Below are 16,811 nucleotides of genomic sequence, written 5' to 3' on the forward strand. Positions count from 1 at the left end.
CGGTCGAGTTCGAGGACGAGCACTACCGGCACAGCCCCGCGCCCACTACCGTCAGCGCGTCACTTCAGAGCCTCTACTGAACCCGGCACGCGACAAACACCCCAGCGCAACAACGTCCAGGCACCGCACCCTGAGCCCGGCTCCGAAGGAGACGCCCATGAACCCGCAGGCACCCTCGTCGCACGCCCCCTCCTCCGGGCTGGACGGCAGCTTGCTTGAGGCGGCCGAAACGGCCGACCCGCCCGTCGTCGACCAGGCCGCGGCCGTGCTCGAGGACGTCACGCTGCTGCTGCACCAAGCAGCCCTCGCCTCCTGGGAGATCGGCGACCGGGAGGGCGTCACCTCCGAGCTCCACTACCTCGGCCTCGGGGTCTACCTCGCCCAGGGCAACGCAGCCCTACTGCTGCCCGATAACCACGTGATGTCCCAGAGCTGGCCGCCGGTCGGGCCGCCGGCGCAGAACGACCCCGCCGCGCTCGTCGCCTCGGCCGAGACCCGGCTCCGCGATGTGGACCCGACCGTCGTGACCGGCCTGAGTGATCTGGTCCTCGAGGTGTGCGACCTGGTCCGGGAGTTCCGCGACGTCGCCCGGTTCACACAGCTGGAGGACGTCCACCGGCATGGCTGAACGTCGGCCGGACCCTCGGGGTCATCCTGGCCGGCCCGACGAGACGACTCGCGGGCCGGCGCAGCTCGCGCACGCCCCCACGGCCGGCCCCGGCACCCAGCACGACGGCCGCAGCGTCGGCGAGCTGCTCCGCGACGCCGACCACCTCGCCCGCACCCTCCTCCTCGACCTCGACGCCGACCACGCCGCGGCGCTGGTGCGCAGCTGGCCGACCCTGGTCGACGCCGCGGCGACCGCCTGGCACGCAGTAGGCGCCGTGGCCACCGGCCCCGACACCACAATGGCCGCGGCCGCCGACCAGCCGCCGCCGATCGACGACACCGACCCCATGAGCCGGCTCCAAGCCGTCACCGACGGCATCGCCGGCACCCTCGCGACCGCCCGATGGCCAACACCCGGCCAGGGCTCCCACGTCGTCGACGAGATCTCCGGCCACCTCCACCGCGTGGCCCAGCTGCTCGAGCGCCACGGCGCCGACCTCCCGGTGCGCCGGCCAGACGTGCGCGCCGACATCGCCGCAGCACAGATGCGGCTGATGCACACCGTCTACCTGGCCGCCCACGCCACCACCAGCTCGCTGCAGATGTACGGCCGCCGGCTCCACGACAACCCCAGCGAGGACCGCAAGCCACTCCCGCTGGCGTCCGCCGGCCTTCCGTACGCCGTCGGACCCACCGGCAGGTGGGTTCAACGCATCGGGGTGTGCGAAGGCATCGCCAGCCGCTACGTCCGACAGACCCACGGCGGCGTCGCCGCCGCGCTCGCCGGCGAGGCCATCCCGCCCCCGGACGAACCCGACCGGCTGCAACGCGCATTGGCCCGCTGGGACATCCAGGTCCACCGGACCCTCGCCGCCGACCCCAGCCCGCACAACCTGTTGCTCGCCAGCCGCACCCAGGCCCTCATCGCTGCTACGGCCAGCCCGATACTCGAAGGGCTCCGACGTAGAGAGCCTGAGGTCGGTGACGACATCGGTCACGCCATCGCAGCCCTTGAGGCGACCGGCAACGCCTGGAACCACGTGGCAGGCCGTTGGGCCGATCTCACACCCCCAGGGGCTCGTCCCGATCGTCCGCTTGCAGCGGCAGCAGCGCAGTTGCGGGCGGCGCTAGGCGACATCAGCCGCCGTCTCGACCAGGCAGAGCTCGGTCGTATCTACGGAGCGGACGTCGCGCTAGCCGTGGGGCATCTCCACGACGCGCTCGTATCCGCCGCCGAGGTCGCGGATCAGGTTCGCGAACTGGCCGCGGACCCAGACCTGGTGGGACCGGCACGTGCGCTGTCCATCCGCGCGCATAACGAGCACGAACTGGCGACAGCGTCTCAGCCGCGCGGAGCGATGGAGAGTGACATCGTCTGGGTGTTGCCCTCCGACGTCCTGAATGGACGGACTGTGCCCCTGCCTCGACCGGTGGCAGACGGGCTGCGCCGGGCGGCTGCGGCCGCAGCCGCCAGTGCGGCTCGCGCCGCCAGTAGGACCACTATCCTCGACATCCTCGACCGCACGGACATTACGCGATCCGAGGCCGGGATCGGCCGGGATCGGCCACCTCAAAGGTTCGCGAATCCACCAGAACCGTCGGCCTCGGCCCCGACGCCCTGAGCACCAGGAACGCTCCCCTTGGTACATCGCGAGCAGTGTCGACGCGCCGCTGGACCTGACTCCGGAAAGTTCTTGACGCTCGGTGATCGCCAGAAGGGGGTCGTTGGCCTTAGCCCAAGTGACGGACCACTGCGCATGAGGGCGAGGCCACACCATGTACGAGGACATTCCAAGCGAGATCGACGACCGGTATCCGCTCACGATCGAGGAGTTCTGCGACCTGACCCAGGTACCGCTTCAGGCGGTACGGCGGTGGCTGCACGACGGCAGCGGCCCGATGTGGGCACCATTCAATGGCAACGGTCGCCTCTACATCACCGCCGGTGAGGCCAGGCGATTCGTCGGCTCGCCTGCCTTTCGATCGCTGCGGGGGAGTGCGTGATGACCGCGCGTCTGTTGCCGGTGTACCTCAGCATCGAGGAGGCAGCTGACCTGCTCTCGCTGTCGGTCAAGACGATCCGGCGCCGTATCGCCGACGGGACGATCCCGGCCTACCATTGTGGTAATCGGGCCATCCGTATCAGGCTCGCCGACCTCGAGTCCGCCCTCGAGCGGGTGCCGTCCGCCGGCTGAGCCGCGAGTAGCGCGATACGCGCGGGTCACACCCAGTTACTGATGATCGGACTCGCGCCAGGCTACGTAGGCGGCACCAATCGCGTCTGCGATGCGTTTGTCGCGGTCTCGCGTCCCGTGCTGGTAGATGGCCATCGCCGCCTGTGATGCGTGACCACCACGGGCCTGCAGCTCAGCAGCGGTCGCTCCGTGTTGTCCAGCCATGGTGAGTGCGGTGTGCCGCAGGTGATGGATCGTGAGGTCGGGACGGCCAGCGGCCTCCCGAGCAGGGCGGTAGCGATCCATCAGGTACCGCACGCTCATGTGATCGGTGCGATCGCCGGGAAAGACCAACCCCTCGGAGCCTGGAGCGGCAAACTCCAGCAGATGGCGTTGTAGCAGGGGCAGGAACGGTGGCGGCACATGCACGACACGTGTCCCGCTGGCGGTCTTTGGGGCGCTTACCGCGCGTCCGCAGTTCGGGCAGGCGCCCTCCGCACCGTGGATCATGTCCTTATCCACCTTGCGGCTCACAGAGATGAGTCCGGAGACACCGTCGATGTCGGATCGCCGCAGTTCGAGCAGCTCGCCCTCACGCAGTCCCACGAATGCGGCCAGGGTGATCAGCAGTTTCAGCCGGTCCGGCATGGCTTCGATGATCTGGTCGAGTTCGTCGAGTGTCGCCGGACTGGCCAAGCGCTTAACTCGTGCCGCGCCGGCGCCTCGGACCTTCGGGGGTGCCCGGTCGATCAGTTCCTCCTCCTCGGCCGCCTGAAGCAGCGAGCGCAGCAATCGGTAGGCGGCCGCGTTCGTCGCCTCGGTGTGCGGATCGAGCGAGGCACGCCAGACCTTGATGTCAGAGAGGGCGACGGCACGAAGGGGCGTTGATCCGAATCGGGGAAGGATGCGACTGTCGAGCAGCTGGCGGTACCCGCGCACCGTGTTTGGCCGGAGGCGGCGCTCGGTGAGGTATCGCTCGGCGAAGGCTTCGACGGTGCTGATGGCGGCAGCCGCCTCTCGTCGCGCGGCCGCGTCCTCCCGTGCCTTTGGCGGTGTCCACTCGCCGCGGTCGATGAGCAGGCGTTCAGCGGCCAGCCATGCCTCGGCAGCCATCTTGTCGCCGAACGTACGGGAGTAGCGGGCGCCGCTGAGGGTTGCGTAGCGGGCCCTGTAAGCCGCCTTGCCCGAGCTGCTGGTTCGGCGTTCTACCTCCCCAAAGCCGCGTCGCTTGCCCATGTCCGCTGCTCGCATTCTGTGGGGGACTGGTGGGGGAAAGGATGGCCTACTGGGGGTAGTTCTGACCACTCCTGACCGCATTCGTGGTGCTCAGCGCTCTCATCGCCGCTCGCTGGGTGATGCTTTGCAAGCAGGGGGTTAGGGGTTCGAGTCCCCTAGGCTCCACCGAGCTCGACCGGCCGGAACCGTCGGACGCCCCTGCGCGTCCCAACGGCATGGGATCTCGCGGACCTGTCCTCCTCGCCACGCTCGCAGCGACCGTCCTGCTCTCGGCCTGCGGCGACACCGGCGGTTCCGGGACCGCTGCCGACGGCGGGGGCAGCGCCGACAGCAGCGGGAGCGCGAGCCCGGAGCCGGAGCCACGTGACGAGGCCTCACCGGTCGCCCTCGAGTGCCCCCGACGCCTGGCCGACGCGGCGGGGATCGTCGACCCGGCGCAGGCGACGCCGACCTTCCCGCGGGTCGAGGCGGCGGTGGTGTGTTCCTACCTGCAGGGCCGCAGCCCCGACGCCGGTTGGGAGCGCACCGTGGGCCCCGTCGAGGTGCCCGACGACCGGCTGGCGTCGCTCGACGACACCCTGGCCGGGCTCCGGCCGGCCCCCGCCGACCAGATGTGCACCATGGACATGGGTCCGCGCGTGCTCGTGCTCGCCGCGACCAGCGACGGCGTCGTGGGGGTCGTCGCCGAGCAGTACGGCTGCCGCCAGGTGCTGCTCACCGACGATCCGGCCGACGTCGCCCCCGGCGCCGGCGACACCGGCCTGGCCGTGCCCGGGGCGCTGAGCGGTGGCGACGCGGTGCTCGCGACGGTGGAGCCGCTGCTGCGCTGAGGCGCCTACCTGGCAGGCTGCCCGGGTGATCACCTGGCACGACGTGGCCGCCGAGAGCATCGGCGCGCGCGACCTGTACGACGCCCTGGTCCTGCGGGCCGACGTCTTCGTCGTCGAGCAGCAGTGCGCGTACGCCGACCCTGACGGCGCCGACCTGCGAGCGGGTGTCCGCCACCTGCTGGGCCGCGACGGCGAGGTGCTGGCGGCGTACGCCCGGGTGCTGCCGCCCGACGAGCGGTACGCCGCTCCCCGCATCGGTCGCGTCGTGGTGTCGCCGGCAGCCCGCGGGGGCCTCGGGCGAGTCCTGATGGAGCGCTCGCTGGCGGTCTGCGAGGAGCACCACCCAGGGCTGGCCGTCGAGCTCGGCGGCCAGGCCCACCTGGTCGGCTTCTACGCCAGCCTCGGCTTCGCCCCGGTCGGCGAGGTCTACGACGAGGACGGCATCCCCCACCAGTGGATGCGGCGCGAGGCGACCTGAGGGCGGCTTCGTACCCTGGAGGGGTGAACATCCCCGTCCTGCTGCGTCCGCGTGCGCTCGGGGCGCACGTGCTGGTCGTGGTGGCGGTGGCGGCGACGATCGCGCTGGGGCTGTGGCAGCTGTCGGCCTGGCAGGCGGGGCGCGAGCGCGAGGCACGTGACGTCAGCGACGCGACGCCCGTCGCGCTCGACCGGGCGATGGGGGGCGACGACCCCTTCCCGGGGCAGTACCTGGGCCACCCCGTCACGCTGGGCGGCGAGTGGCTGCCCGACAGCACGCTCTACGTCTCCGACCGGGCGCGCGACGGCGAGTGGGGCTACTGGGTGATGACGCCGGTGATGGTCGACGGCACCGACAGCGCCATGCCGGTGGTGCGGGGCTGGTCGGCCGAGCCGTCGGCCCCGGAGGTCTCGGGCCGGGTCGACGTCGAGGGCTGGCTGCAGCCGTCGGAGGGCTCGAGCCTCAACGACCCCGACCGCACCGACGACGTCATCCCCGAGATGCGGGTCGCGAGCGTGACCGAGCACGTGGACGACGACCTCTACAGCGGGTTCGTCGTGAGCCGCGTCCCGACCGCGGGACTGTCCGACGTCACCCCGGCGCAGATCCCGTCGATCTCGCCGGTGACGTCGCTGAAGAACCTGCTCTACGCGCTGCAGTGGTGGGTCTTCGGCCTCTTCGCGGGCTACGTCTGGTGGCGCTGGTGCCGCGACGAGCTGGAGCGCGAGCACGAGCTGGCCGAGGCTCGGGAGCCAGAGGACAGCCCGGTAGGTTCGGGGGTGTGAACGCCCCCTCCACCACCCTGCCGAAGGACGTCGCCACCCCGCTGCGGGGCTACCGGGTGATGGCCAACGTGGTGGGGGTCCTGCTGGTCGTGCTGGTGCTCGTCGGGGTGCCGCTGGCCAACTTCGACGGCAGCCCGATGTGGGGCGTCTTCGACTCCACCCCGATGTGGGTGACGCCCGGCAGCGGCGTCAACGAGCTCGGCAACGCGATCACCGAGTACCTCGGCGTCGCCCACGGCTGGCTCTACATGGTGTTCTTGTTCATGGCCTTCTGGCTCTCGCGCCGGGCGGTGTGGCCGATCGGGTTCACCCTCGTGACCTTGCTGTGCGGAACGGTGCCGCTGCTGAGCTTCTGGGCCGAGCGCAGAGCGACCCGGCGCACCCTCGAGGAGCACGCCGGGTCGGAGGTCTGAGCGCTACTTGGTGGCGTCGTCGGCGCCGGTCGACGGGCTGGTCGCGTCGGTGCCGTCGGCGGACGTGTCGAGGTTGACGGTCTCGGCCGGGTCGTCGGGCGTGGTGACCGGGTGGGGCTGCTCGGCGGAGTCGGCGAGCGACTCGCCGGGGGTCGAGCCGGTCGGGGCCGGACGCGGGGTCGGAGCCGGCGACGGGGTGTAGGACGACTGCCAGTTGTCCTGCTGGCCACCGGCGAGCTGCCGGGCGACCACGACACCGGCGCCGACGACCGCGGCGAGCAGCAGCAGCTTCTTGCCCTTGCCGGCGGGCTTCTTGACGTCCTCGCCCTTGAGGGCGGCGGCGGCCAGGGTTCCGCGGCGCTCGGCCTCGTCGCGCAGCGAGCTCGCCTGCTCGCGGGCGTCGGCGACGTACGACTGCACGTTGCTCTGCACCCGGTCGCGCGCCTGCTCGAGGGTCGGCGTCACCCTGGCGTCGATCTGGTCGCGCAGCTCGGCGACCTTGGGCGCCAGCTGGTCGCGCGCGTCGGCGACCCGGGGGCCGACCTCGTCGCGGGCCCGCTCGACGGCGGGGGCGATCCTCTCGGAGAGGTCGTGGGCCAGGTCCTGCGCCTGCTCGACGAGCTTGTCCTTGCGGCTCTTGGTGAACATGGGCGAGAACCTACCTTCGTCTGTGGGAACACGGTGGAGAGACCGGCGGGGCCCGTCGGTCCTGGGGTCTGTACCCACGTCCCCGGCTCGTACCCCGGTGGCACGACCGGGCCGCCCTGGCGCCGCGTGGGAGGATCACCGACGACCAACGCCACCCGATGAAAGGCGCTCATGTCCGACCTCAAGGCCACGCTGACCACCAACCGTGGCGACATCGTGATCAACCTCTTCCCGAACCACGCCCCGGCGACGGTGGAGAACTTCACCGGGCTCGCGGAGGGCACCAAGGACTACAAGGACGACGCCGGCCGCAGCGGCGAGCCCTACTACGACGGCCTCGGCTTCCACCGCGTCATCCCCAACTTCATGATCCAGGGCGGGTGCCCGCTCGGCACCGGCACCGGCGGCCCCGGCTACACCTTCAAGGACGAGTTCCACCCCGAGCTGTCCTTCGACCGCCCCTACCTGCTGGCCATGGCCAACGCCGGCCCGGGCACCAACGGCTCGCAGTTCTTCGTCACGGTGACCCCGACGCCGCACCTCAACCGTCGGCACACCATCTTCGGCGAGGTGGCCGACCAGGCCAGCCGCGACGTCGTCGACGCCATCGCCACCACCCCGACCGACCGGCGCGACAACCCCGTCGACCCGGTCGTCATCGAGAAGGTGACGGTCGACCGCTCGTGACCGTGCCCGGTGGGGCGGGTGGCCGCCCCGGAGAAACCGGGGGACCCTCCGCCCCGCCGGTCTGCTACCGCCATCCCGACCGCGAGACCTACATCCGCTGCCAGCGCTGCGACCGGCCGATCTGCCCCGACTGCATGCAGCCGGCCTCGGTCGGGTTCCAGTGCCCGGAGTGCGTCCGCGACGGCGCCCGCTCCACCCGCCAGGGCCTCACGCCGTACGGCGGCAAGCGCTCGGGCGACCCGCGGCTCACCAGCTTCGTGCTGATCGCGCTCAACGTGGCGGTCTTCGTCGCGGTCTACCTCACCGGCCGCGGCCGCAGCAGCCTGGTCGACCTGCTCGCGCTGCTCCCGCAGTCGGCCGTCCGCATCGGCCCCGGGGGGCCGGTCGAGGTCCAGGGGGTCTCGGGCGGCGCGGTGTGGCAGCTCGTCACCTCGGGCTTCACCCACGTGGCCCTGCTCCACATCGCGTTCAACATGCTGGCGTTGTACTTCCTCGGCCCGACCCTGGAGAGCGTGCTCGGGCGGGCGCGGTTCCTCGCGGTCTACCTGGTCTCGCTGCTGGGCGGGTCGGCCGCCGTCATGTGGCTGGCGGCCCCGAACGGCCAGACCATCGGTGCGTCCGGCGCGATCTTCGGGCTCTTCGGCGCGCTGCTCGTGGTGGCGCTGAAGGTGCGCGGCCAGGTGCAGCAGATCCTGGTCTGGCTCGGCCTGAACCTCGTCATCACGTTCGCGGTGCCGGGCATCTCCTGGCAGGGTCACCTCGGCGGGCTCGTCACGGGCGCGGCGATCGCAGCGGCGATCGTCTACGCACCCAAGCAGCGGCGCGCCCTGGTGCAGTGGGGTGCCGTGGCGCTCGTGCTGGCGGTCGTGCTCGTGGCGACCGGCCTGCGGATCGCCGCACTGTCGTGAGCCTTCGCAACCGAGTTACACCGGTGTAGTTCTCCACAGGGTTGTCCCCAGGTGTGGATTCACGTGCAACGGTGCGCGGCTACTCCCACTTGGTGGCGAAGGCGAACCCCACGGCCATGAAGCCGACGCCGACGAGCAGGTTGTACTGGTCGAGGTCCTTCATGACGGGGATCGGGCCACCGGCACCGATGAAGTAGAAGACGACGATCCAGACCAGGCCCACCAGGAAGCTGCCGAGCATCCCGACCACGACGCCGCGGCCGCGGCCGAGCGGGGTGAGCCGGTGGGCGGCCACGATCAGGCCGAGGTAGATCAGCACGAAGCCGATCAGGTAGTTGTAGCGCTCCAGGTCGGCCATGAACGGGATCGGGTTGGACGGCGGCTGCGACTCGCCGCCCGGCACCTCGACGTAGAGCGCGGCGTCCTTGGCCAGGTTGACGTAGACGGCCATCCACGCGATGCCAGCCACGACGAGCAGCACGGCGAGCGCGGTGCGGACCACCGACGTCTCGTAGCCGCTCGTGGTGCGGATCTTCTGGTCCTTGGCACGGCGCTTCACACGGGGCTCCTGTCGGGGCGGGGAATGGCTGACCTGGTCGGTTAGCGTAGTGGGGACCCCAGCCCACCCGTGGAGGAGACCGTGTCGCGCCCGCCTCGTCGTGCCCTCGAGCAGCTGCGGCGCCACGCCCCGGCGCCGTGGCGGCTGGCGGCGGTCGCGGGGTTCGTGGCGGCCGGGTCGCTCTTCGTCACCAGCGCCCTCGACTCCGACGGGCTCGACCTGCGCGCCTCCAGCGTCTCGAGCCTCGACGGCGTGGTGCGCCAGGAGCGGGCCCGCGCCGACGACCTCCAGGGTCAGGTCGAGCGACTCTCGGGCGACGTCGACCGGCTCGGCAGCGACGTGGGGGACGTCGACGTACGCCGCCTGCGCACCGAGGTCGACGGACTGCGCGGCCCCGCCGGCTTCTCGGCGGTCGAGGGCCCTGGCGTCACGGTGACGCTGACCGACGCCCCCGACGACGTGCGCGCCGCGGTGCGGGCCGACCCCGGCGGCCCGGTCGAGCCGGAGGACCTCGTGGTGCACCAGCAGGACCTCCAGGCCGTGGCCAACGCGCTGTGGCTCGGCGGCGCCGAGGCGATGACGCTGCAGGGCCAGCGGGTGGTCTCGACGACCGGCATCAAGTGCATCGGCAACACCGTGGTCCTGCACGGCGTGCCCTACGCGCCGCCGTACGTCATCAGCGCCATCGGCGACCCTGGCGAGCTGCTGCGCGAGCTCGACGAGTCGGTCTACGTGCGCAACTACCGCGGCTACGTGCGGGCCTACGACCTCGGCTACGACGTGCGCACCGAGACCGAGGTCTCCGCACCGGCCTACACGGGCAGCGCCGAGCTGCGGCACGCGCGCGCCGTGCCCGCCGAGACGGGCGGCCGGCGCTAGCTAGTCGTCTCCCGGGTCGTTGCCGTCGCCCGGTCCGCTGCGTCCGCCGGGTCCGGGACCGCCGTCCCCGCCCTCGTCGTCCGGGGTCTCGGTGGGGTCGGTCGGGCTCGGCGACTCGGTGGGCTCGGGCTCGAAGGTCGAGACCACGATGGTGATGGTGGTGCCCTGGTTGGCGGTGCCTCCGGCGCTGGGGTCCTGCGACAGCACGGTGCCGGCCTCGGCCTCGGTGTCGGGGTCCTCCTCGACGCGCACGTCGAACCCGGCGTCGTCGAGGATCTGGCGAGCGCGGTCCTCGGTCTCGCCCACCACGTCGGGGATCTGCGCCGGCCCGGACGACCAGAACAGCGTCACCGTGGTGCCGGGGTCGACGGCGGTGCCGGCGGGCGGCTGCATCTCGAGCACCTGGTCCTGCTCCTCGTCGGACGCGCGCTCCTCAAAGCGCACCCGGACGTCGGCGTCCTGCAGCGTCGACTGGGCGTCGAACCGGTCGTCGCCGACCACGTCGGGCAGCTCGACCTGCGCCGGGCCCGACGAGACCTCGAAGTCGATCGCGGTGCCGGGGTCGACCGCGTCGCCCTCGGCGGGGTCCTGGGAGACCACGCGGCCCTCGGCGACGTCCTCGCTCTCGACCCGGTCGACCGAGCCGACCTCGAGCCCGGCGTTGCGCAGCGCACGCTGCGCCTGCCGCTCCGTCAGCCCGGTGATCGTCGGGACCTGCACCGGGTCGGCCTCCTGCTCGAGCAGCCGCGGACCGAGCACCAGGGCGCCGGCCAGCAGCGCCAGCAGCAGGAGCAGCACCAGCACGAGGGGCCAGCGCTTCTTGCGCTCCTGCTCGGGCGGCGGGGCCTCGTGGCGGGTCTCGGTGCGCTGCACGCGGGTCGGGTCGGCCGCGGGCAGGAAGGTGGTGGCGGGCGCGGCGGCGGCCGCGCCGACCGGCGCCTGGATCGGCCGGCCCTCGAGGTAGCGGTCGATGTCGTCCTTCATCGCCGCGGCGCTGGGGTAGCGGTCGCCGAGGTCCTTGGCCAGTGCCTTCATCACGATGGCGTCGATCTCGGGGGTGAGGTCCTCGTCGAGGCTCGAGGGGGGCTGCGGTTGCTCCCGCACGTGCTGGTAGGCCACGGCCACCGGGCTGTCGCCGACGAACGGCGGCCGGCCGGTCAGCAGCTCATAGAGCAGGCAGCCGGTCGAGTAGACGTCGGAGCGGGAGTCGACGGTCTCGCCGCGCGCCTGCTCGGGCGAGAGGTACTGCGCGGTGCCGACGACGGCCGCGGTCTGCGTCATCGTGCTGGAGGCGTCGGAGACGGCGCGGGCGATGCCGAAGTCCATCACCTTGACGTTGCCGGCGGGGGTGAGCATGACGTTGCCGGGCTTGATGTCGCGGTGGATAATCCCGGCGCGGTGGCTGTAGTCGAGGGCGCGCAGCACGCCCGAGGTGATCTCGAGGGCCCGCTCCGGGAGGATCTTGCGGTCGCCGCCCTCGCGCAGCACGTCGCGCAGGGTGCGCCCGGCGACGTGCTCCATGACGATGTAGGGCTGGGCGACGTTGCTGCCGTCGGTCGACATCTCCTCGCCGGTGTCGTAGACCGACACGATCGAGGGGTCGTTGAGCGAGGCGGCCGACTGCGCCTCGCGGCGGAAGCGGGCCTGGAAGGTCGAGTCGCTCGCGAGGTCGGTGCGCAGCCGCTTGATGGCGACGGTGCGTCCGAGCCGGATGTCGCGGCCCTTGCGGACCTCGGCCATGCCGCCGCGGCCGAGCAGCTCGCCCACCTCGTAGCGTCCGCCGATCAGGTGCGGGTCGCTCATCTGACGTTGCCTCCTCGGGAGTTGCTCAACCGACGACCGCCTGCATCACGGCGCGCGCGATGGGCGCAGCCAGGCCGCCACCGGAGATCTGGTTGCGCTCGACGCCGGCGTCCTGCACCAGCACCGCGACCGCGACGGCCGGGGTGTCGGCCGGGGCGAACGACACGAACCACGCGTACGGCGGCCGGTCGGGCGCGCTCTGCGCGGTGCCGGTCTTGCCGCCGACGTCGACGCCGTCGATCTGGGCGGCCGCGCCCGTGCCGTTCCGCACGACCGACACCATCATCTCGCGCAGGTCACGGGCGTTCTCGGGACTCATCGCCGGCTGGTCGGGCATGTCCTCGGGCTCGGTGCGCTCGAGGGTCTCGAGCTTGGGCGAGAGGATCTCGTCGACCAGGTAGGGCTGCCGCACCACGCCGTCGTTGGCGATGCCGGCGGTCACCATCGCCATCTGCAGCGGCGTGGCCCGCACGTCGAACTGGCCGATGGCCGAGAGCGCGGTCTGCGGGGCGTCGGCGTCGTCGGGGAAGCTGCTGACCGCCTGACGGGTCAGCGCGTCGTCGAGGTCGGTGAAGGTGCGGGTGCCGAAGCCGAACTTCTCGGCCTGCTCGGCCAGGGCGTCGGCGCCGAGGTCGAGCCCGATCGAGCCGAAGCTGACGTTGCACGAGACCTCGAGAGCGCGCGTCATGGTGATGGTGGGGCCACCGCAAGAGCCGCCGCTCTCGTTGACCAGGTCGGTGCTGGTCTGCGGCAGGTCGAGGGTGGCGTTGCCGTCGACCTGGGTGTCGGGCTCGTAGTCACCCGACTCGAGCGCGGCCGCTGCGGTCACGAGCTTGAAGGTCGAGCCCGGCGGCAGCACCTCCTCGACGGCGCGGTTGTCGAGGGGTCGGTCGCCGCGGTCGAGCAGGCTCTGGCGGTAGTCGTTGGCGTCGGCGAAGTCGTGGGTGGAGAGCCGGTTGGGGTCGAAGCCCGGGCTCGAGACCATCGCCAGCAGCTTGCCGCTGCTCGGCTCGATCGCGACCACCGCGGCCTGCACGTCGCCGCCCAGCGCCTGCACGCCGTCGTACGCCGCCTTCTGCGCCTGCGGGTCGACGGTCAGGGTGACGCTGCCGCCGCGGGGCGACTCGTCGTCGACGAGGTCGACCACGCGGTAGCCGAACAGACGGGAGTCGCTGCCCGAGAGGATGGAGTTGTACGACGCCTCGACGCCGCCGATGCCGGAGTCGCGGCTGAAGAAGCCCGCGAGGTGGGAGTACTGGTTGGGCCGGGGGTAGACCCGCTGGAACTGGTAGGCGTCGTCGCTCGGACGGCTCTCGGCCACCGCCTGGCCGCGGACGAGGATCGAGCCGCGCTCGCGGGAGAACTCCGCGTCGCGCACCCGCACGTTGTCGGGGTGCTCCGAGAGCGAGCTGAGGCTGTCGGCCTGCCAGTACTGCACGTAGGTGGCGTTGAGCATCAGCGCCAGGAACAGGAACAGGCACAGCACGGCCATGGTGCGGATCGGCTTGTTCATCGCATCCTCACCACCTGCGTGGCGTCGGCGTCGTCGTCGTCGCTGGCCAGCAGCTCCGGCGGGGGGCGCCGGGCCTGGTCGGAGACCCGCAGCAGCAGCGCGATGATCACCCAGTTGGCGACGAGGCTCGAGCCGCCCTGCGACAGGAAGGGCGTGGTGAGGCCGGTGAGCGGGATCAGCCGGGTGACGCCGCCGACGACGACGAAGACCTGCAGCGCGACGACGGTGCCGAGGCCGACCGCCAGCAGCTTGCCGAAGTTGTCGCGGCAGATCAGGGCGGTGCGCAGGGCGCGCTCGACGATGACGCCGTACAGCAGGAGCACCGCCATGACGCCGGTCAGGCCGAGCTCCTCGCCGATCGACGGCATGATGAAGTCGCTCCACGACAGCGGGGTGATGTCGGGCCGGCCCTGGCCCAGGCCGCGGCCGACGAGCCCGCCCCAGGCCATGCCGTAGAGGCCCTGCACCAGCTGGAAGGCGTTGCTGTCGGGGTCGAACGGGTCGAGCCACGCCGCCACGCGGTCCTGCACGTGGTTCTGGGTCAGGAACCCCGCGTAGGCGCCGAACGCGAACAGCGTGCCGCCGACGATCAGCCAGCCGGGTCGCTCGGTGGCGACGTAGAGCATCACGAGGAACAGGCCGAAGAACAGCAGCGAGGAGCCCAGGTCGCGCTGGAAGACGAGGATTCCGAGCGAGACCAGCCACATCGCGAGGATCGGGCCGAGGTCGCGCCCGCGGGGCAGGTCGACGAAGAGCAGCCGGCGCCCGGCCAGCGCCAGGGCGTCGCGGTGGACCACCAGGTAGCCGGCGAAGGCGACGACCAGCAGCACCTTGGAGATCTCGCCCGGCTGGAAGCTGAAGGGGCCGAGACCGATCCAGATGCGCGAGCCGTTGATGGTGCGCCCGACGCCCGGCACCAGGGGCAGCAGGAGCAGCACGATGGCCGCGAGGCCGGCGGTGTAGGTCAGCGACTGCAGCCGCCGGTGGTCGCGCAGCACCACGAGCACCCCGACGAAGAGCCCGACGCCCAGCGACATCCAGATCAGCTGGGTGCCGGCGAAGGGGCCGAACGGCGCGTCCTTGGCCTCGTTGGCGAGGTCGATGCGGTGGATCATCGCCAGGCCGAGGCCGTTGAGCGCCGAGACGACCGGCAGCAGGACGGGGTCGGCGTACGGCGCCACCACGCGGATGACGACGTGGCAGGCGAGCACCAGCAGCGCCAGCCAGCCGCCGTAGGTCACCAGGTCGAGCGGGACCTCGCCGTCGACCCCGAGGCCCACCGCGAGGTAGCCGCCCACGCCCACCGCGAGGCTGAGCAGCAGCAGCACGAGCTCGGCGCCACGACGCTTGCGGTGCACGAAGCCGCGCGGCGCGGAGCCGGCCTGCGGGTTGGGGCTGCTCATCCGGCCCCCGTGCACTGCGGCGGCAGGTCGGCCTCTGCCTCGGCCGAGGCGGACGGCGACGGGGTGCCGGTCGGGCCGTCGGAGGCGCGGTTGCCGGGGCGCGAGGAGGGGCTGGGGCTCGGGCTGGGGCTCGGGCTGGGGCTCGGCTCGGGCTCGGGGCACTCGACGCGCTCCTCGAAGCGCGCGAGCGTGTCGCGGGCGTCCTCGAGGCTCGAGGCGTCGACGCCCTCCTCGACCTGGCGGGCGAAGGAGTCGGGCAGGTCGTCGACGCGCAGCTCGCTGGTCTCGACGACGCTGCGCATCGTCAGGCCGGGCACGTCGGCCGTGACGCCCTGGTAGATCACCACGGTGCCGCCGTCGGTGCCGACGTAGTACTGCTGCTGGCTCCAGCGGTAGGCGGCCGCACCGATGACGGCCACGGCGATCACCAGCACGAGCAGCAGCGCGACCCGTCGCAGCCACAGGAAGCGGCGCGGGGGGCGCGGGGCGTAGCGCTCCTCCTCGGGGTCGACCGCGCTGCCGGTGCCGCCCCGCGCCGAGCCCTCGTCTCGACCGTCGTACTGGGGCAGCTGCCCGGTGTCGGGGGGTACGGCGCTCGCGGACGCCCGGCGCGGACCCTCGGCGGCCGCGCCCACGAGCATGGGCCCGGTCAGGGCCGCGGCCGAGGTCTCCTCGTCGACGACGTGGTCGTCGGGCACGACGTCGGCCACCACCACGGTGACGTTGTCGGTGGAGCCGGCCTCGAGGGCCGAGCTGACGAGCGTGACGGTGGCGTGGTCGACGGTGCCCTCGCCGAGGAGGCGCGCGAGCTGGTCGTTGGTCAGCACGCCGGAGGCGCCGTCGGAGCACAGCAGGATGCGGTCGCCGACGGCGACGTCGAGGGTGAAGACGTCGGGCTCGGGCTCGTGCACCCCGTCGACGGCGCGCAGGATGAGGTTGCGGTGCGGGTGGGTGCGCGCCTCGTCCTCGGTGATGCGGCCCTCGTCGACGAGGCTCTGCACGAAGGTGTGGTCGGTGGTGAGCTGGCTCAGCGTGCCGTCGCGCAGCAGGTAGCCGCGGCTGTCGCCCACGTGGCCGACGCCGATCCGCTCGCCCTCGAAGACGAGGGCGGTCACGGTGGTGCTGGTGCCGTCGAGCTCGGGCTGCGCGGCGACCAGCTCGGCGATGCGGTCGTGGCACAGGTGGATCGCCCCCGCGATCGCGGTCAGCACCTCCTCGGCGTCGGTGGCCGGGGCGGTGTCGAGGCGCCGCAGCACCTCGACGGTCTGGCTGCTGGCGACGTCGCCGCGCGCCGAGCCGCCCACACCGTCGGCGATGACGAGCAGGTGGGGGCCGGCGTACCCGGAGTCCTGGTTGTCGCGACGGACCCGCCCGACGTCGGAGAGCGCGGCGTAGCTGAGCCTCACTTGCGCAGCTCCAGCACCGTCTTGCCGATGCGGACGCGCGAGCCCAGCTGGAGCGCGGTGGGCTGGGTGATGCGGCTGCTGCCGACGTAGGTGCCGTTGGTGGAGCCGAGGTCCTCGACGTACCACTGCTCGCCGGAGACGCCGATGCGCGCGTGGCGGGTGGAGACGTAGTCGTCGTCGAGCCGGATGGCGGCGTCGTGGCCGCGGCCGATGAGCAGCGGGGCCTGCTCGAGCGACACCGTCTCGCCGGCGTTGGAGCCCTCGACGATGGTGACCACGCTCGGGGCGCCGCGACGCGGCTTGCCGGGCTTGGGTTGCTTGGCCTTGGGGCGGCGCTCCCCGCGACCGCGGGCGGTCTCGCGGGCGACGCGGGCGCCGAACATGTCGGAGCGGATCACCGAGATGCACGAGAGCACGAGGATCCACAGGATCGCCAGGTAGGCGAACCGGATCAGCACCAGGGTCAGCTCGGACACGGGC

At 72.1% G+C, this 16,811-nt stretch carries 19 protein-coding genes; 11 read left to right on the forward strand and 8 right to left on the reverse strand.

The features are described from left to right. From ACYU8I_RS10580 to ACYU8I_RS10595, 4 genes are all read left to right on the forward strand, one after another. The coding region (locus ACYU8I_RS10580) for a hypothetical protein (RefSeq protein ID WP_460840413.1) at nucleotides 1–628 on the forward strand (628 nt) is incomplete at its 5' end. Beyond that, complete coding sequence (locus tag ACYU8I_RS10585; RefSeq protein WP_460840415.1) at nucleotides 621–2,231, forward strand: hypothetical protein; 1,611 nt, start codon at nucleotides 621–623, stop codon at nucleotides 2,229–2,231. The genes ACYU8I_RS10580 and ACYU8I_RS10585, both read left to right, overlap by 8 nt. 154 nt (nucleotides 2,232–2,385) lie before the next feature. Then, nucleotides 2,386–2,613 carry a hypothetical protein gene (locus tag ACYU8I_RS10590; RefSeq protein WP_460840417.1) on the forward strand — a complete coding sequence of 76 codons (228 nt, stop codon included), beginning with the start codon at nucleotides 2,386–2,388 and terminating at the stop codon, nucleotides 2,611–2,613. Next, the gene (locus ACYU8I_RS10595) at nucleotides 2,613–2,804 is read left to right on the forward strand and encodes a helix-turn-helix domain-containing protein (protein ID WP_460840419.1); all 192 of its coding nucleotides are present in this window, start codon (nucleotides 2,613–2,615) and stop codon (nucleotides 2,802–2,804) included. The genes ACYU8I_RS10590 and ACYU8I_RS10595 overlap by 1 nt, the downstream gene beginning before the upstream one ends. A 36-nt stretch (nucleotides 2,805–2,840) precedes the next feature. Here the strand turns inward: ACYU8I_RS10595 and ACYU8I_RS10600 are convergent, their stop codons facing one another. Beyond that, on the reverse strand, nucleotides 2,841–4,019 hold the full coding sequence (locus ACYU8I_RS10600) for a tyrosine-type recombinase/integrase (RefSeq protein ID WP_460840421.1): 1,179 nt from the start codon (nucleotides 4,017–4,019) through the stop codon (nucleotides 2,841–2,843). 215 nt (nucleotides 4,020–4,234) lie between these two features. On the opposite strand from ACYU8I_RS10600, the gene ACYU8I_RS10605 reads away from it, so the two are divergent. Genes ACYU8I_RS10605 through ACYU8I_RS10620 form a run of 4 tightly spaced genes read left to right on the forward strand, consistent with a single transcriptional unit; the run spans nucleotide 4,235 to nucleotide 6,525 of the window. Next, nucleotides 4,235–4,849: a hypothetical protein gene (locus tag ACYU8I_RS10605; RefSeq protein ID WP_460840423.1), complete on the forward strand. Its 615-nt coding sequence runs from the start codon at nucleotides 4,235–4,237 to the stop codon at nucleotides 4,847–4,849. Between the two features lie 25 nt (nucleotides 4,850–4,874). Then, on the forward strand, nucleotides 4,875–5,327 hold the full coding sequence (locus ACYU8I_RS10610; protein ID WP_460840426.1) for a GNAT family N-acetyltransferase: 453 nt from the start codon (nucleotides 4,875–4,877) through the stop codon (nucleotides 5,325–5,327). Between the two features lie 23 nt (nucleotides 5,328–5,350). Further along, nucleotides 5,351–6,112 carry an SURF1 family protein gene (locus ACYU8I_RS10615; protein ID WP_460840428.1) on the forward strand — a complete coding sequence of 254 codons (762 nt, stop codon included), beginning with the start codon at nucleotides 5,351–5,353 and terminating at the stop codon, nucleotides 6,110–6,112. Beyond that, on the forward strand, nucleotides 6,109–6,525 hold the full coding sequence (locus tag ACYU8I_RS10620) for a DUF3817 domain-containing protein (protein ID WP_460840430.1): 417 nt from the start codon (nucleotides 6,109–6,111) through the stop codon (nucleotides 6,523–6,525). The genes ACYU8I_RS10615 and ACYU8I_RS10620 overlap by 4 nt, the downstream gene beginning before the upstream one ends. 3 nt (nucleotides 6,526–6,528) lie before the next feature. On the opposite strand, the gene ACYU8I_RS10625 is transcribed toward ACYU8I_RS10620, so the two are convergent. Next, the gene (locus ACYU8I_RS10625) at nucleotides 6,529–7,173 is read right to left on the reverse strand and encodes a DLW-39 family protein (RefSeq protein WP_460840432.1); all 645 of its coding nucleotides are present in this window, start codon (nucleotides 7,171–7,173) and stop codon (nucleotides 6,529–6,531) included. A gap of 171 nt (nucleotides 7,174–7,344) precedes the next feature. Here ACYU8I_RS10625 and ACYU8I_RS10630 point away from each other — a divergent pair, with 171 nt between their 5' ends. Beyond that, the gene (locus ACYU8I_RS10630) at nucleotides 7,345–7,860 is read left to right on the forward strand and encodes a peptidylprolyl isomerase (RefSeq protein ID WP_460840434.1); all 516 of its coding nucleotides are present in this window, start codon (nucleotides 7,345–7,347) and stop codon (nucleotides 7,858–7,860) included. Further along, on the forward strand, nucleotides 7,857–8,768 hold the full coding sequence (locus ACYU8I_RS10635) for a rhomboid family intramembrane serine protease (protein ID WP_460840436.1): 912 nt from the start codon (nucleotides 7,857–7,859) through the stop codon (nucleotides 8,766–8,768). Before ACYU8I_RS10630 ends, ACYU8I_RS10635 begins: the two co-directional genes overlap by 4 nt. A 79-nt stretch (nucleotides 8,769–8,847) precedes the next feature. Here the strand turns inward: ACYU8I_RS10635 and ACYU8I_RS10640 are convergent, their stop codons facing one another. After that, nucleotides 8,848–9,327 (reverse strand): cell division protein CrgA, encoded by a 480-nt coding sequence (locus ACYU8I_RS10640; protein WP_460840438.1) that lies wholly within the window; start codon nucleotides 9,325–9,327, stop codon nucleotides 8,848–8,850. A gap of 81 nt (nucleotides 9,328–9,408) precedes the next feature. Here ACYU8I_RS10640 and ACYU8I_RS10645 point away from each other — a divergent pair, with 81 nt between their 5' ends. Continuing rightward, a complete protein-coding gene (locus ACYU8I_RS10645) occupies nucleotides 9,409–10,206 on the forward strand; it encodes a DUF881 domain-containing protein (protein WP_460840440.1) in 798 nt (265 codons plus the stop codon). On the opposite strand, the gene pknB is transcribed toward ACYU8I_RS10645, so the two are convergent. The 5 genes from pknB to ACYU8I_RS10670 are packed head-to-tail and all read right to left on the reverse strand — an operon-like array spanning nucleotide 10,207 to nucleotide 16,807. Continuing rightward, nucleotides 10,207–12,009, reverse strand: a complete 1,803-nt coding sequence (gene pknB, locus ACYU8I_RS10650) for a Stk1 family PASTA domain-containing Ser/Thr kinase (protein ID WP_460840443.1) — start codon at nucleotides 12,007–12,009, stop codon at nucleotides 10,207–10,209. A gap of 25 nt (nucleotides 12,010–12,034) precedes the next feature. Next, entirely contained in the window at nucleotides 12,035–13,522 is a 1,488-nt protein-coding gene (locus tag ACYU8I_RS10655; protein WP_460840445.1) for a peptidoglycan D,D-transpeptidase FtsI family protein, read from the reverse strand. Then, nucleotides 13,519–14,925, reverse strand: coding sequence for an FtsW/RodA/SpoVE family cell cycle protein (locus tag ACYU8I_RS10660; protein WP_460840447.1), 1,407 nt, complete (start codon nucleotides 14,923–14,925; stop codon nucleotides 13,519–13,521). Before ACYU8I_RS10660 ends, ACYU8I_RS10655 begins: the two co-directional genes overlap by 4 nt. Then, nucleotides 14,922–16,331, reverse strand: coding sequence for a PP2C family protein-serine/threonine phosphatase (locus ACYU8I_RS10665; protein ID WP_460840450.1), 1,410 nt, complete (start codon nucleotides 16,329–16,331; stop codon nucleotides 14,922–14,924). Before ACYU8I_RS10665 ends, ACYU8I_RS10660 begins: the two co-directional genes overlap by 4 nt. Further along, a complete protein-coding gene (locus ACYU8I_RS10670) occupies nucleotides 16,328–16,807 on the reverse strand; it encodes an FHA domain-containing protein FhaB/FipA (RefSeq protein ID WP_460840452.1) in 480 nt (159 codons plus the stop codon). The genes ACYU8I_RS10665 and ACYU8I_RS10670 overlap by 4 nt, the downstream gene beginning before the upstream one ends. Nucleotides 16,808–16,811: the final 4 nt, after the last annotated feature.

The sequence above is a fragment of the Nocardioides marmoraquaticus genome, from assembly GCF_054777915.1.

Coding starts and splice junctions, on each gene's coding strand:
- ACYU8I_RS10605 (WP_460840423.1), top strand. CDS start 4,235: ATGGGATCTCGCGGACCTGTCCTCCTCGCCACGCTCGCAGCGACCGTC.
- pknB (WP_460840443.1), bottom strand. CDS start 12,009: ATGAGCGACCCGCACCTGATCGGCGGACGCTACGAGGTGGGCGAGCTG.
- ACYU8I_RS10590 (WP_460840417.1), top strand. CDS start 2,386: ATGTACGAGGACATTCCAAGCGAGATCGACGACCGGTATCCGCTCACG.
- ACYU8I_RS10655 (WP_460840445.1), bottom strand. CDS start 13,522: ATGAACAAGCCGATCCGCACCATGGCCGTGCTGTGCCTGTTCCTGTTC.
- ACYU8I_RS10585 (WP_460840415.1), top strand. CDS start 621: ATGGCTGAACGTCGGCCGGACCCTCGGGGTCATCCTGGCCGGCCCGAC.
- ACYU8I_RS10660 (WP_460840447.1), bottom strand. CDS start 14,925: ATGAGCAGCCCCAACCCGCAGGCCGGCTCCGCGCCGCGCGGCTTCGTG.
- ACYU8I_RS10595 (WP_460840419.1), top strand. CDS start 2,613: ATGACCGCGCGTCTGTTGCCGGTGTACCTCAGCATCGAGGAGGCAGCT.
- ACYU8I_RS10625 (WP_460840432.1), bottom strand. CDS start 7,173: ATGTTCACCAAGAGCCGCAAGGACAAGCTCGTCGAGCAGGCGCAGGAC.
- ACYU8I_RS10630 (WP_460840434.1), top strand. CDS start 7,345: ATGTCCGACCTCAAGGCCACGCTGACCACCAACCGTGGCGACATCGTG.
- ACYU8I_RS10600 (WP_460840421.1), bottom strand. CDS start 4,019: ATGGGCAAGCGACGCGGCTTTGGGGAGGTAGAACGCCGAACCAGCAGC.